This window comes from Streptomyces sp. NPDC002773, assembly GCF_040295605.1.
Taxonomy (GTDB): domain Bacteria; phylum Actinomycetota; class Actinomycetes; order Streptomycetales; family Streptomycetaceae; genus Streptomyces.
On sequence record NZ_JBEOVO010000004.1, the window covers coordinates 34,934 to 49,777 of the forward strand.

At 69.4% G+C, this 14,844-nt stretch carries 10 protein-coding genes; 9 read left to right on the plus strand and 1 reads right to left on the minus strand.

Annotated elements, in window-relative coordinates:
- Window position 1: 1 nt before the first annotated feature.
- The 9 genes from ABT034_RS07185 to ABT034_RS07225 all read left to right on the plus strand — a co-directional run bounded on the left by ABT034_RS07185 (window position 2) and on the right by ABT034_RS07225 (window position 14,341).
- Window positions 2–877 (plus strand): carbohydrate ABC transporter permease, encoded by an 876-nt coding sequence (locus ABT034_RS07185; protein ID WP_351212169.1) that lies wholly within the window; start codon window positions 2–4, stop codon window positions 875–877.
- 115 nt (window positions 878–992) lie between these two features.
- The gene (locus ABT034_RS07190) at window positions 993–2,603 is read left to right on the plus strand and encodes a glycoside hydrolase family 13 protein (RefSeq protein WP_351212171.1); all 1,611 of its coding nucleotides are present in this window, start codon (window positions 993–995) and stop codon (window positions 2,601–2,603) included.
- A gap of 102 nt (window positions 2,604–2,705) precedes the next feature.
- Window positions 2,706–3,716, plus strand: coding sequence for a LacI family DNA-binding transcriptional regulator (locus ABT034_RS07195; RefSeq protein WP_351212173.1), 1,011 nt, complete (start codon window positions 2,706–2,708; stop codon window positions 3,714–3,716).
- Window positions 3,717–4,112: 396 nt separating this feature from the next.
- On the plus strand, window positions 4,113–7,487 hold the full coding sequence (locus tag ABT034_RS07200) for a CARDB domain-containing protein (protein ID WP_351212175.1): 3,375 nt from the start codon (window positions 4,113–4,115) through the stop codon (window positions 7,485–7,487).
- Window positions 7,488–7,610: 123 nt separating this feature from the next.
- Complete coding sequence (locus ABT034_RS07205) at window positions 7,611–11,897, plus strand: discoidin domain-containing protein (RefSeq protein ID WP_351212177.1); 4,287 nt, start codon at window positions 7,611–7,613, stop codon at window positions 11,895–11,897.
- Between the two features lie 304 nt (window positions 11,898–12,201).
- The gene (locus tag ABT034_RS07210; protein WP_030325187.1) at window positions 12,202–12,405 is read left to right on the plus strand and encodes a cold-shock protein; all 204 of its coding nucleotides are present in this window, start codon (window positions 12,202–12,204) and stop codon (window positions 12,403–12,405) included.
- A gap of 275 nt (window positions 12,406–12,680) precedes the next feature.
- Window positions 12,681–13,001, plus strand: a complete 321-nt coding sequence (locus ABT034_RS07215) for a hypothetical protein (RefSeq protein WP_351212179.1) — start codon at window positions 12,681–12,683, stop codon at window positions 12,999–13,001.
- A 56-nt stretch (window positions 13,002–13,057) separates the two neighbouring features.
- The gene (locus tag ABT034_RS07220; protein WP_351212181.1) at window positions 13,058–13,429 is read left to right on the plus strand and encodes a hypothetical protein; all 372 of its coding nucleotides are present in this window, start codon (window positions 13,058–13,060) and stop codon (window positions 13,427–13,429) included.
- Window positions 13,430–13,451: 22 nt separating this feature from the next.
- A protein-coding gene (locus ABT034_RS07225) for an IS5 family transposase (RefSeq protein WP_351212183.1) occupies window positions 13,452–14,341 on the plus strand; the annotation gives its coding sequence in 2 pieces (ribosomal slippage) (window positions 13,452–13,788 and window positions 13,788–14,341; 891 coding nt in all).
- A 7-nt stretch (window positions 14,342–14,348) separates the two neighbouring features.
- On the opposite strand, the gene ABT034_RS07230 is transcribed toward ABT034_RS07225, so the two are convergent.
- On the minus strand, window positions 14,349–14,831 hold the full coding sequence (locus ABT034_RS07230; protein WP_351212185.1) for a hypothetical protein: 483 nt from the start codon (window positions 14,829–14,831) through the stop codon (window positions 14,349–14,351).
- Window positions 14,832–14,844 lie beyond the last annotated feature (13 nt).

The window sequence follows — 14,844 nt, forward strand, 5'->3', positions numbered from 1 at the left end:
GATGTCGACACGCACACTCATCTCACCGGCCACCCTCGCCAGACCGCGGGGCAAGGCCGTCTACTGGACCGTCTTCGCCCTGGTGGTCGGCGGCTTCACCCTGGCGTTCCTCGGCCCGATGTACTGGCTGGTGTCCAGCGGGTTCAAGGACGCCCAGGAAGTCATCCAGACACCGCCGACCCTGGTGCCCGGAACCTTCACCCCGGAGAACTACACCCGGGCCTGGGAGGTCATGGACCTCGCCTCCCTCCTCTTCAACACCCTCTACTACGCGTTCGGCGCGCTCGCCTTCCAGCTGGTCTTCGACGTGGCGGCCGCGTACTCGCTGTCCAAGCTGCGCCCGGTCCTCGGCAAGGTCATCCTCGGCATGATGCTGGCGACCCTGATGATCCCGGCCACGGTCCTCGTCGTACCCCAGTACCTCACGGTCCTGGACGTCCCGGTCATCGAGCGGAACCTCCTCAACACCCCGTGGGCGATCTGGCTGCCCGCGGTCACCAACGCCTTCAACATCTTCCTGCTCAAGCGCTTCTTCGACTCGATCCCGAAGGAGATCCTGGACGCCGCCTCCATGGACGGCGCGTCCCCCGTCCGGATCCTGTGGTCGATCGTGCTGCCCGTCTCGCGGCCCATCCTCGGTGTGGTGTCCATCTTCGCCGTCGTCGGCGTCTGGAAGGACTTCCTCTGGCCGATGCTCACCCTGCCCGACCCGTCGAAGCAGACCCTCAACGTCGGCATCTACTCGCTGTCCAACGGCGTGCCTGTCAACGTGCTGATCGCCGCCCTGACGATCGCCTCCGTGCCGACCCTGCTCATCTTCCTGATCTTCCAGCGCAACATCATGAGCGGCCTCACCGCCGGCGGGCTCAAGGGCTGACGCCCACCCGCCGCGACCCGCTCGACCACCGAACCTTCGCCGCCGGCCCGTCCGAACGCCCCGCAGCTTCCGGGCCGGCGGCGAAGTACTCCTCCCTGCCCGAAAGGACCGTCACGTGGCAGCCCCTGACACCCCCCGCACCGACGACTGGTGGCGCGACGCCGTCATCTACCAGGTGTACCCGCGCAGCTTCGCCGACGGTGACGGCGACGGCACCGGGGACCTCATGGGCGTCAGAGCGAGACTGCCCTACCTCGCCGAACTCGGCGTCGACGCCCTCTGGTTCACGCCGTGGTACCTGTCGCCGATGGTCGACGGCGGCTACGACGTCGCCGACTACCGCGCCGTCGACCCCGCCTTCGGCACCCTCGCCGAGGCCGAGAAACTCATCGCGGAGGCGCGTGAGGCGGGCATCGGGGTCATCGTCGACATCGTCCCCAACCACGTCTCCGACCAGCACGCATGGTTCCGTGAGGCCCTGAAGGCGGGCCCCGGCAGCCCGGAGCGGGCCCGCTTCCACTTCCGGCCCGGCCGGGGCGAGAACGGCGAGCTCCCGCCCAACGACTGGCCGTCGCAGTTCTCCGGGAACACCTGGACCCGCGTCCCGGACGGCGAGTGGTACCTCCACCTCTTCACCCCCGAGCAGCCCGACCTCAACTGGTCCCACCCCGAGGTCCGCCGTGAGCACGAGGACGTGCTCCGCTTCTGGTTCGAGCGCGGTGTCGCCGGCGTACGGATCGACTCCGCCGCCCTCCTCACCAAGGACCCCGACCTCCGCGACTTCGTCGAGGGCACCGACCCCCACCCGTACATCGACCAGGACGAGATCCACGACATCTACCGCTCCTGGCGCGCCCTTGCCGACGAATACGGCGGCGTCTTCGTCGGAGAGGTCTGGCTCCCGGACTCCGAGCGCTTCGCCCGCTACCTCCGCCCCGACGAACTCCACACCGCCTTCAACTTCAACTTTCTCTCCTGCCCCTGGGACGCCGACCGCCTCCGCCGCACCATCGACGACACCCTGGCCGAACACGCCCCCGTCGGCGCCCCCGCCACCTGGGTCCTCTGCAACCACGACGTGACGCGCACCGCCACGCGCTACGGACGCGCCGACACCGGCTTCGACTTCGCCACGAAGCGGTTCGGCACCCCCACCGACCTGGCGCTCGGAACCCGCCGTGCCCGCGCCGCCGCGCTCCTGACCCTCGCCCTGCCCGGCTCCGTCTACCTCTACCAGGGCGAGGAACTCGGCCTCCCCGAGGCGGACGTACCGCTCGACCGCATCCAGGACCCCATGCACTTCCGCTCCGGCGGCACCGATCCCGGCCGCGACGGCTGCCGGGTCCCGCTGCCCTGGGAGGCGGAGGCGGAGACCGGGTCGTACGGCTTCGGCGCGGGCGACGAGCCCTGGCTGCCGCAGCCCGAGGACTGGGCACCGTACGCCGTAGACCGCCAGACCGCCGACCCCGGCTCGATGCTCGCGCTCTACCGGGAAGCGCTGCTCCTGCGCCGGTCGGAGCCCGGTTTCGGCGACGGACCGATGTCCTGGCTGCCCGCGCCGGAGGGCGTCCTCGCCTTCGACCGGGGCCACGGCCTCCTCTGCGTCGTCAACCTCTCCGAGGAGCCCGCCGTCCTCCCGCCGCACGGACGGCTGCTCCTGGCCAGCGGGCCTCTGGACTCCGAGGGCCTGCTGCCCCGGGACACGGCGGTGTGGCTCCGCGCCTGAGCTTCCGGTCGAACGGTCTCCGCGACGCGCTTTCGCCGGAATGTTGGCCGAAAGAGAGAATGGACGCAATCCGCTTGCGACGCTTGCGATAGTCTTGCGTACATGACGCGACGACTTGCTCAAGTGGCGAAGAAGGTGGGGGTCAGCGAGGCAACGGTCAGCCGTGTCCTCAACGGCAAGCCCGGGGTGTCCGAGACGACCCGCCAGTCCGTGCTCACGGCCCTCGACGTCCTGGGGTACGAGCGGCCCACGCAGCTGCGAGGAGAACGCGCCCGGCTCGTGGGCCTCGTGCTGCCGGAGTTGCAGAACCCCATCTTCCCGGCGTTCGCCGAGGTCATCGGTGGTGCGCTGGCACAGCAGGGGCTGACCCCCGTGCTGTGCACCCAGACCAGGGGAGGTGTCTCCGAGGCGGACTACGTGGAGCTGCTGCTCCAGCAGCACGTCTCCGGTGTGATCTTCGCCGGGGGTCTCTTCGCGCAGGCCGACGCACCGCACGACCACTACCACCTGCTGGCCGAGCGGAACATCCCGGTCGTGCTCGTCAACGCCTCGATCGAGGGTCTCGACTTTCCTTGCGTCGCCTGCGACGACGCCGTCGCCGTCGAGCAGGCGTGGCGGCACCTCGCGTCCCTGGGCCACGAGCGGATCGGTCTGGTGCTCGGCCCCGGCGACCACATTCCGTCGCGTCGCAAGCTCGAGGCCGCGCAGACGGCCGCCAAGGCCGCCGGCATGGAGTGGGACGAGGAGCTCGTGGAGCGCTCGATCTTCTCCCTGGAAGGGGGCCAGGCCGCGACCACGCGCCTCCTGGCGCGGGGCGTCACCGGCATCGTGTGCGGCAGCGACCCGCTCGCACTCGGAGCCGTGCGGGCCGCCCGCCGCCGCGGACTCGTCGTCCCCACCGACGTGTCGGTCGTCGGATTCGACGACTCGGCCTTCATGACCTGCACGGAGCCGCCCCTGTCGACCGTGCGCCAGCCCATCGAGGCGATGGGCCGCGCGGCCGTCGATCTGCTGTGTGCCCAGATCCAGGGCGCGCAGTCGCACCCCGGCGAGCTGCTCTTCGAGCCGGAACTCGTCGTCCGCGGCTCCACGGCTCCGCCGCCGGCCCGCTGACCGGTCCCGCGAGCCGGGCTCGCGACCGACCGTCCCTCTCCCCGACCTGACCCCGCGTCACCCACGGCACCGGTATCACCGCCGCTCCAGCGGCTCCGATACCGGTGCCGTCGGCGTTTCCCTCCGCCCCCTGCCTCTGCCTCTGCCGCGAAGGTGACCGAACCGTTGACAAACTCGTCACGTGGTAGAAACCTGTCTGCCTGTCGGCGCAAATGAGTCACAGATTCACTCAAGAATTTAGCTGAGCGCCGCCGCATTTCTCATTCAGAGCCTTCGTGGGCTCCGGCGCGTGTCCCGTCCGCTCTGCCCCAGGTTCCCGCGTGCGCACGGCCCGCGGCCGGATCCGGAAGACGAGCGCAGGACACGCACCGTGCCCCGTATCGCGGAAAGGTCACCATGAGAGGCACACATCCGAGCAGGCGACTGGGGGCCGGTCTGCTGACAGCGGGCCTGCTGTCGGTCGGCCTGCTCCCCGTCCCCGCCCAGGCGGCGGGGGAGACGAATCTCGCGCTCGGCCGAGCGGCGACGGCCGGCGGGGCCCTCAGTGGCTACCCGGCGACCCATGTCACCGACGGAAGCCAGCAGACCTACTGGGAGGGCCCGTTGGGATCCTCCGGGTGGGTGCAGGTCGACCTCGGAGCCCGGGTCGCCCTGGACCGCGTCGCGCTGAAGCTGCCCACGGGCTGGGAGGCGCGCTCCCAGTCCCTCGCCGTCCTCGGCAGCGCGGACGGAAGCTCCTTCACCCCCCTCGCCGCCGCCCAGGCCCGTGCGTTCGACCCGTCGGCGGCGAACACGGTGGCCATCGACCTTCCCACCGCCGAGGCCCGGTACGTACGGGTCCAGGTCACCTCCAACACCGGCTGGAACGCCGCCCAGTTGTCGGAGCTGGAGATCTACGGCGACGAGGACGGGCCGGGGCCCGTCGACCCGCCCGTCGGGGGAACCAACCTGGCACGCGGCAAGCCCGTCGAGGCGACGTCCACGGCGCAGAACTACGTCGCGCCGAACGCCAACGACGACAACACCGGAACGTACTGGGAGTCGGCGGGCTTCCCGTCGGGCCTGACGGTGAAGCTCGGCGCCGACGCGGACGTCGAGGCCGTGGTCGTCAAGCTGAACCCCGACCAGGTCTGGGGACCGAGGACCCAGTCGTTCGAGGTCCAGGGGCGGCCGGGCGCGGCCACCCAGTTCACCTCCCTCAAGGCTCGTACCGACTACGCCTTCAGCCCGTCGTCCGGCCAGAACTCCGTCGTCATCCCCGTGACCGGCCGTGTCGCCGACCTGCGCCTGAACTTCTTCTCCAACTCCGGGGCCCCCGGCGCCCAGATCGCCGAGATCCAGGTCCTCGGCAAGGCCGCGCCCGCCGCCGACTTCGTCGTCACGGACCTGACCTGGTCCCCGTCGTCTCCGTCGGAATCGGACGCGGTGACGGTCAAGGCCACGGTCCGCAACGCCGGCACCGCCCCCGCCCCCGCGACGACGGTGAACGTGAGCGTCGAGGGCACGGTCGCCGGTTCCGCTCCGGTCGCCTCCCTCGCCGCCGGCGCGTCCGCGACCGTCGACGTGCCCATAGGGCGCCGCCCGATGGGCTCGTACACCCTCTCCGCCGTCGCCGACCCGACCGACACCGTCCCCGAACTGGACAACACCAACAACAGCCGGACCGCCGCGTCCAAGCTGACCGTCTCCCAGAGCCCCGGCGCGGACCTGCGGGTCACCGGCATCACCGCCAACCCGTCGGCGCCCGCCGTGGGCGCGCCCGTCTCCTTCACGGTCGCGGTCCACAACCGCGGCACCACCGGCGTCCCGGCCGGCAGCATCACGCGCATGACCGTCGGCGGCACCACCCTCCAGGGCACGACCGGTGCCGTCGCCGCGGGCCAGACGGCCACCGTCGCGCTCACCGGCACCTGGACGGCCACGAGCGGCGGCGCCACCCTGACCGCCACGGCCGACGCCACCGGCACGGTCGCCGAGACCGACGAGAGCAACAACGTCTTCGCCCGCTCCCTCGTCGTGGGCCGCGGCGCGGCCGTCCCGTACACCGAGTACGAGGCGGAGGACGCCCGCTACCAGGGGACCCTGCTCACCTCCGACGCCAAGCGGACCTTCGGCCACACCAACTTCGCCACCGAGTCCTCGGGCCGCAAGTCGGTGCGCCTCAACTCCACCGGTGAGTACGTGGAGTTCACCTCCACCAACGCCGCGAACTCGATCGTCGTACGCAACTCGATCCCCGACGCCCCGGCCGGCGGCGGCGCCGAGGCGACGATCAGCCTGTACGCGGACGACGTCTTCGTCCGGAAGCTGACCCTGTCGTCCAAGCACAGCTGGTTGTACGGCACCACCGACGACCCGGAGGGGCTCGTCAACCGGCCCGGCGGCGACGCCCGGCGCCTGTTCGACGAATCCAACGCCCTGCTGTCGAAGTCGTACCCGGCCGGGACGAAGTTCCGCCTCCAGCGCGACGCCGGTGACACGGCCGCCTACTACATCCTCGACCTGATCGACCTGGAGCAGGTCGCGCCTCCGGCGTCCCAGCCGGCCGGCTGCGTGTCGATCACCCAGTACGGCGCCGTGCCCAACGACGGCATCGACGACACCGACGCCCTCCAGCGCGCGGTGACCGCCGACCAGAAGGGCGAGATCTCCTGCGTGTGGATCCCGGCGGGCCAGTGGCGCCAGGAGCAGAAGATCCTGACCGACGACCCGCTGAACCGGGGCATCTACAACACGGTCGGCATCCGTGACGTCACCATCCGGGGCGCCGGCATGTGGCACTCCCAGCTGTACACCCTCACCCCGCCGCACCAGGCGGGCGGCATCAACCACCCGCACGAGGGCAACTTCGGCTTCGACATCGACCACAACACCCAGATCTCCGACATCGCCATCTTCGGCTCGGGCACGATCCGCGGCAACAACGCGAACGAAGAGGGAGGTGTCGGCCTCAACGGGCGCTTCGGCAAGGGCACGAAGATCAGCAACGTCTGGATCGAGCACGCCAACGTCGGCGTCTGGGCCGGCCGCGACTACACCAACATCCCCGAGCTGTGGGGCCCCGGTGACGGCGTCGAGTTCAGTGGGATGCGGATCCGCAACACGTATGCCGACGGCATCAACTTCGCCAACGGCACCCGCAACTCCACCGTCTTCAATTCGTCCTTCCGGAACAACGGCGACGACGCGCTGGCCGTCTGGGCGAGCAAGTACGTCAAGGACACCTCGGTGGACATCGGATCCAACAACCACTTCCGCAACAACACGATCCAGCTTCCGTGGCGGGCCAACGGCATCGCGATCTACGGCGGCTTCGGCAACACCATCGAGAACAACATCATCTCCGACACCATGAACTACCCGGGGATCATGCTGGCGACCGACCACGACCCGCTGCCCTTCTCCGGGCAGACCCTCATCGCCAACAACGCCCTGCACCGCACCGGCGGCGCGTTCTGGAACGAGGACCAGGAGTTCGGTGCCATCACCCTGTTCGCGCAGGGCCAGCCGATCCCCGGCGTCACGATCCGTGACACCGAGATCCTCGACTCGACGTACGACGGCATCCAGTTCAAGACGGGTGGCGGCGAGATGCCGAACGTGAAGATCACCAACGTACGCATCGACAAGTCGGTCAACGGCTGCGGCATCCTCGCCATGGGCGGCGCCCGCGGCAGCGCGACCCTGTCCGGCGTGACCATCACCAACTCGGCGAAGGGCAACACCTGCGTCGAGCCGGGCTCGCAGTTCGTCCTCAACACGAGCGGCTGACACCCGTGACACCGGCGCGGCGGCCCGGCGCCCGGGCCGCCGCGCCGGCTGTGACACCCCCACGGAATTCCTTCCCCTGAGTCGCGGCGTGTCCCCGAACGCGCGACCGAAATGCGAGGACTGATGAGAACCCCCACCTGGAAGTCACGGTGCCTGAGCGCCGCGATAGCAGCGAGCCTGCTGGCGCTCGGCGGTCCGATGATGACCGCCGACGCGGCGGGCGGCCCCAACATCGCCCTGGGCGACAGCGCCGCGGCGAGCACCTCCCACGCCGAGTACGGCGCGGCGAACGTCACCGACGGGAACCAGGGCACCTACTGGCAGAGCGCGGGCAGCGGCCTGCCCCAGTGGGTGCAGGCCGACCTCGGGACGGCCGCCCGCGTGGACGAGGTCGTCCTGAAGCTGCCCGCCGGATGGGAGAGCCGGAACCAGACGCTGTCCGTCCAGGGCAGCGCCGACGGGACCAGCTTCACCACCCTGAAGAGCTCCGCCTCGTACGCCTTCGCCCCCGGGGCGGCCAACACCGTCACCGTCTCCTTCCCGGCGACCCAAGCCCGGTTCGTACGCATCGACATCACCGCGAACACCGGCTGGCAGGCCGCCCAGCTCTCCGAGCTCGAGGTGCACTCGGCGGACGAGTCCTCCGTCAACCTCGCGGCAGGCAAGACCCTGACCGCGAGCAGCCACACCCAGGTCTACACGGCGGGCAACGCCAACGACGGCAACCGGGCCACCTACTGGGAGAGCACCAACAACGCCCTCCCGCAGTGGATCCAGGCCGACCTCGGCGCCTCCCGCGCCGTCAACCGCGTGGTCCTGAAGCTCCCCGCCGGCTGGGGCAGCCGCAACCAGACCCTGAAACTCCAGGGCAGCACCAACGGCACCGACTTCACCGACCTGACGGCCTCCCAGGCGTACGGCTTCACCGCGGCGAACGACAACACGGCCACGATCACCCTCGATGCGGCCACCACCCGCCACGTCCGCGTGCTCGTCACCGCGAACACCTCCCAGCCCGCCGCCCAGCTCTCCGAACTCGAGGTCTACGGGCCGCAGTCGGGCGACACCCAGGCGCCGACCGCCCCGGCGAACCTCGTGTTCACCCAGCCGGCCACCGACCAGGTACGACTCACCTGGAACGCCGCCACCGACAACACGGGCGTCACCGGCTACGACATCTACGCCAACGGCACCCTGCTGACCAGCGTCGCCGGAAACACCACCACCTTCACCGACACCCGACCGGCCAACCAGACGGTCACCTACCGCGTCCGCGCCAAGGACGCGGCGGGCAACCAGTCGGCCGACAGCAACCCCGTCACCCGCGCAGGCGACACCGGTGACACCCAGGCCCCGACCGCCCCTGCGAACCTCGCGCTCACCGAGCCCGCCGCCGGCCAGATCAGGCTGACCTGGGCCGCCTCCTCGGACAACACCGGCGTGACCGGCTACGACGTGTACGCCGACAACACCCTCCGCGGCAGCGTGGCCGGCAACGTCACCACGTACACCGACACGCAACCCGCCTCCGCGACGGTCACCTACCGCGTCCGCGCCAAGGACGCCGCCGGCAACCAGTCGGCCGACAGCAACGCGGTGACCCGCAACGGCAGCGGCGGGACGGGATCCAACCTCGCCGTGGGCAAGCCGATCGACGCCTCCTCCACCGTGCACAGCTTCGTGGCGGCGAATGCCAACGACAACAGCACGAGCACCTACTGGGAGGGCGCGGGCGGCAGCTACCCGAACACCCTGACCGTCAAGCTGGGGTCCAACGCCGACGTCAACAGCCTCGTCCTCAAGCTCAACCCGGACTCGGCCTGGTCGACCCGCTCCCAGACCGTGGAGGTCCTCGGCCGGGAACAGAGCGGCACCGGCTTCACCAGCCTGGTCGCCGCGAAGAGCTACACCTTCGACCCTGCGGGCGGCAACACCGTCACCATCCCGGTCTCCGGCCGCGTGGCCGACGTGCAGCTGAAGTTCACCGCGAACTCCGGCTCCTCGGCGGGCCAGCTCGCCGAGTTCCAGGTCGTCGGCGTCCCGGCCCCCAACCCGGACCTCGTCGTCACCGGCCTGACCACCTCGCCCGCGGCCCCCGTGGAGTCGGACGTCATCACCGTCGCGGCGACCGTCCGCAACGACGGCCCGGCTCCCGCCCCCGCGCACGCGGTCGCCCTGCGCCTGGGCGGCACCGAAGTCGCCACCGCGCAGGTCGGCGCCCTCGCGGCAGGCGCCCAGACCACCGTCACCGCCTCCCTCGGAGCCCGCGACGCCGGTACGTACGAACTGAGCGCGGTCGCCGACAAGGCGAACGCGGTCGTCGAGCAGAACGAGACCAACAACACCTACACCCGCCCCACCCCCCTCGTCGTCAAGCCCGTCGCCAGCTCGGACCTGACCATCGGCTCGGTCACCACCACCCCGTCGAGCCCCAGCGCCGGTGACACCGTCACCTTCAAGGTGCCGGTGAGGAACGAGGGAACCGAGGCGAGCGCCGCGGGCAGCCACGGTGTGACGCTCCACGTCATCGACGGCAGCGGCACCACGGTCAAGACGGTGACGGGCGCGCACAACGGTGTCATCGCCGCCGGTGCCACGGCCGAGGTGACGGTCGGCCCCTGGACCGCGGCCAACGGCTCGTACACGGTGCGGACCGTGATCGCCGACGACGCGAACGAGCTGCCGGTCAAGCGCGCGAACAACACCTCCACACAGCCGCTGTTCGTCGGGCGCGGCGCGAACATGCCGTACGACATGTACGAGGCGGAGGACGGCACGGCCGGCGGCGGAGCCACCGTCGCCGGGCCCAACCGCACGGTCGGTGACATCGCGGGCGAGGCGTCGGGCCGCAAGGCCGTGAGCCTGGACGCGACGGGGGAGTACGTCGAGTTCACCACCCGCGCCGCGACCAACACCCTGGTCGCCCGCTTCTCGATCCCGGACGCCCCCGGGGGCGGAGGCATCGACTCCACGATCAACGTCTACGTCGAAGGCGTCCTCAAGAAGGCGATGCCGCTGACGTCGAAGTACGCGTGGCTGTACGGCTCGGAGACCGCACCCGGCAACTCCCCGGGCTCGGGCGCCCCCCGGCACATCTACGACGAGGCGCACCTCCTCCTCGCCGAGACCGTCCCGGCGGGCAGCAGGATCCGCCTCCAGAAGGACGCCGCGAACACCTCCACGTACGCGATCGACTTCGTCAACCTGGAGCGCGTCGCACCGGTCGCGAACCCCGACCCGGCCACGTACACCGTCCCGGCCGGCTTCACCCACCAGGACGTGCAGAACGCCCTGGACCGGGTCCGCATGGACACCACAGGCAGACTCACCGGTGTCTACCTGCCGCCGGGTAACTACCAGACGTCGAGCAAGTTCCAGGTGTACGGCAAGCCCGTCAAGGTCGTCGGCGCGGGCCCCTGGTACACCACGTTCCACGCGCCTTCCACCCAGGACAACACCGACGTCGGGTTCCGTGCCGAGGCCGCCGCCAAGGGCTCGCTCTTCAAGGGCTTCGCCTACTTCGGCAACTACACCTCGCGCATCGACGGACCCGGCAAGGTGTTCGACTTCGCCAACGTGTCGGACATCGTGATCGACGACATCTGGAACGAGCACATGGTGTGCCTCTACTGGGGCGCCAACACCGACCGGATCACGATCAAGAACTCCCGCATCCGCAACATGTTCGCCGACGGCATCAACATGACGAACGGCTCGACGGACAACCACGTCACCAACAACGACGCCCGCGCCACGGGCGACGACAGCTTCGCCCTGTTCTCCGCGATCGACGCCGGCGGCGCCGACATGAAGAACAACGTCTACGAGAACCTCACCAGCACGCTGACCTGGCGGGCGGCGGGCGTGGCCGTCTACGGCGGCTACAGCAACACCTTCCGCAACATCCACATCGCCGACACCCTCGTTTACTCCGGCATCACCATCTCCTCCCTGGACTTCGGCTACCCGATGAACGGCTTCGGGACCGAACCCACGACCTTCGAGAACATCTCCATCGTGCGGGCGGGCGGCCACTTCTGGGGCTCCCAGACCTTCCCCGGCATCTGGGTGTTCTCCGCCTCCAAGGTCTTCCAGGGCATCAGGGTCAACCACGTGGACATCGTCGACCCCACCTACAGCGGCATCATGTTCCAGACCAACTACGTCGGCGGCCAGCCCCAGTTCCCCATCAAGGACACCGTCTTCACGGACGTCTCGATCACGGGGGCCCGCAAGAGCGGAGACGCCTACGACGCGAAGTCCGGCTACGGCCTCTGGGCCAACGAGATGCCCGAGCAGGGCCAGGGCCCCGCGATCGGCGAGGTCACCTTCAACTGCCTGCGGATGAACGGCAACGCCGTCGACGTCCGCAACACCACCCCCCTCAAGATCAACATCAACCCCTGCTGACCCGGGGGACGACCACCCCATGAGGGAGACCGGCGCCCGCCACGCTTCATGACGGACGCCGGTCACCGCAACCACGACCGGCCGCCGGGACGGCTCCGTCGGGCGATCTTGCAGAAGCGGGCGTTTCCACTGGTGACGGGGTGTGCGGACGTGTAGCGTCTGGGTTAGCTGTCGTGGTTCGGAAGTTCCCCATACCCATGCTTCCGGCGTGGGTTTTTTGCTGTGCTGTGCCGCAGGAACCAGGGCGATCACCTCCGCCTTCCACATCGTGTGGAAGGCGTTCATCGACTGGAAGGCATGAGACATGGCTACGGGAACTGTGAAGTGGTTCAACGCGGAAAAGGGCTTCGGCTTCATCGCTCAGGACGGTGGCGGCCCGGACGTCTTCGCCCACTACTCGGCGATCAACTCCTCGGGCTTCCGTGAGCTCCAGGAGGGCCAGACCGTGACGTTCGACGTCACCCAGGGCCAGAAGGGCCCCCAGGCGGAGAACATCAACCTGGCCTGACCCACCCCGCCCCGACGGGAGGAACCGCGCGAGGCGTTCGACCGCCTCGCGCGGTACCGGCTGTGAGCCCGTCAGGCAGACTCGCCGCCCGTGCCTGAATGGCGCGGGCGGCGAGCGCATGCGGGCGGCGCTTCGTCCGCCGCTCATGCGGATGCTGTCCCCTTCACGGATGATGGACCTGTAGGTCTGGGGCCCGGGCCGCGACAGAGGCGATCACGGCGCCGAGGTGAGGGCGCCGATCTCCGGGCTCACCCAGTGAACGAAGCGTGATCAGCATGAGCAGTCCGCGCGAGAACCCACCGCAGTGGCAGCCCCCCGCCTCACCGGCAACGGGGACACCCCCACGCAAGAAGGCCCGGGTCTTCCTCTGGGTCTTCCTCGCCATTCAGGTGCTCTTCCTGCTCTGGGCGATCCTGGGCGCCAGCTCCGGCGCGGGTACGCCGGACGACTGCGGGACGCTCGACCAGAAGACCTGCAACGACGCCGAGAGCGCCGGCACGGCGATCGGGGTGGGCCTGCTGATCCTCCTCTGGGCCGCGGTGGACGTCATCCTGGGTGTCTCCTACGCGATCTACCGCCTCGCGAAGCGGCCCTAGGTCGTTTCTTTCGGATCACCTTCAACGCTCTTGTCCGGCCTGGATACGGTGACGGCATGACGACAATCCTGCGGCACCCCCGACGCGGATTCATGTGGGATTGGTGGGCAGTGGACGCTCAGGGCTTCCTCGTGCAGTTCAGTGGCGGGCCGGCTCCTGAGCATCTGCTGGTGCATATGGATCGTGTCGACGCCGCAGCTGCATGGGCCGAGGAGAACTGTCCCTCATGGTTCAACGATGCTCCCCCATCGCTTCACGCCTTCAACTGCAACGGCGAGCTGCCGGTCTACACCCGCAACAGCGTCCCGAACTCCCCGTTGCGACTCTCCGACACCCCGGCAGCCATCGCCGACGTTGCGGCCCTGGTTGAACTGCACAAGGCAGTGGGAGACACCTGGACGGTCTACCTCAACGAGGGCTGGGTCTAGGCAGTGTCTGATAATTGATCTTGTGGTGAGTCGTGGCGAGCTGACAGATGTGGCATGGGAGCGGATAGCACCTCTGCTTCCAAGTGCCGATGGACGAGGGCGGCCGTGGCGGGATCACCGGCAGGTCATCAACGGGGTGCTGTGGCGGCTGCGCACCGGTGCACCGTGGCGTGACCTCCCCGAACGTTATGGGCCGTGGCAGACGATCTATGAGCGGTTCGCTCGCTGGGAGGCGGACGGGACCTGGGCCCACCTGCTCGAACAGGCCCAGGTCCGGGACGACTCCGTCGGAGCCGTGGAGTGGACCGTGTCGGTCGACTCCACGATCAACCGAGCCCATCAGCATGCCGCCGGCGCCCACAAAAAGGGGCGGCGGCAGGGGACGAACTGGAAGATCCGGCACGCGCGGCGGCTGACCAGGCGCTTGGCCGGTCCCGCGGCGGGCTGACCACCAAAGTCCACATTGCCTGCGACGGCCGCGGCCTTCCCTTGGCCGTCGTCGTCACGCCTGGCAACGTCGACGATTCCACCGTCTTCGACGCGGTTCTGGACGTGCTGCGGGTGCCCCGGTCCGGCGCCGGGCGGCCCCGCCGCAGGCCCGACGTGGTCATCGCGGACAAGGCGTATTCGTCACGGGCGATCCGCCAGTCCCTGCGCCGGCGGGGCATCCGTGCGGTGATCCCGGAGCGGGCGGACCAGAAAGCTAACCGCGTGCGGCGCGGACAGGCGGGCGGCAGGCCACCGGTCTTCGACCGCAAGCTCTACAAGGCCCGCAACGTGGTCGAACGCTGCTTCAACCGCCTCAAGCAGTTCCGCGCGATCGCTACCCGTTTTGACAAGCTCGCGGCACGATACCGGGCCGGACTCCAACTCGCTGCTCTGATCCTGTGGCTTCGCGGGCCCGCACCGTGAATGCGTCTCAGCGGCCGGGCGGCTGGACGGCAAGTGCGGTCGGTGGGATCCCTTGCGCTTCCAGTCGGGACAGGAGTTCTGCCTCCTGTCCCTGCGTGACCACCATCCACAGTGAGGTTCCCGAGTCACTGGCGCTGAAGACCAACTGGTCCCCTCGCCAGCCTTCGGCATTGATCGTGTGAGGAACCAGGTCCAACAGCAGCTCGAACTGCGCGTCGTCACGGACGTCGATGTCGATGCCCATCCCAGGGTCGGCACGTCGGGAACGAGCGCCATCTGCCACCGCCTCCCTGGCCAGGGACAGCGCGTGCTCGTGCGAACGCAGCACCGCGGGTGGCCAGTCATCGTCGCTGTAGGCGTCGAGGTTGGCAGCGTCGATGCCGGAGCGCAGAACGCGAAGCGCCTCGCGGTGAAGAAATTCGAGGTCAGCAGGGCTCAATTCACCCACGAGTACGAGTTCGCGGGCCGAGCCGCCATGGTGGTTGATCACACCGATGACCTTC

Coding starts and splice junctions, on each gene's coding strand:
- ABT034_RS07185 (WP_351212169.1), top strand. CDS start 2: ATGTCGACACGCACACTCATCTCACCGGCCACCCTCGCCAGACCGCGG.
- ABT034_RS07200 (WP_351212175.1), top strand. CDS start 4,113: ATGAGAGGCACACATCCGAGCAGGCGACTGGGGGCCGGTCTGCTGACA.
- ABT034_RS07210 (WP_030325187.1), top strand. CDS start 12,202: ATGGCTACGGGAACTGTGAAGTGGTTCAACGCGGAAAAGGGCTTCGGC.
- ABT034_RS07195 (WP_351212173.1), top strand. CDS start 2,706: ATGACGCGACGACTTGCTCAAGTGGCGAAGAAGGTGGGGGTCAGCGAG.
- ABT034_RS07205 (WP_351212177.1), top strand. CDS start 7,611: ATGAGAACCCCCACCTGGAAGTCACGGTGCCTGAGCGCCGCGATAGCA.
- ABT034_RS07220 (WP_351212181.1), top strand. CDS start 13,058: ATGACGACAATCCTGCGGCACCCCCGACGCGGATTCATGTGGGATTGG.
- ABT034_RS07215 (WP_351212179.1), top strand. CDS start 12,681: ATGAGCAGTCCGCGCGAGAACCCACCGCAGTGGCAGCCCCCCGCCTCA.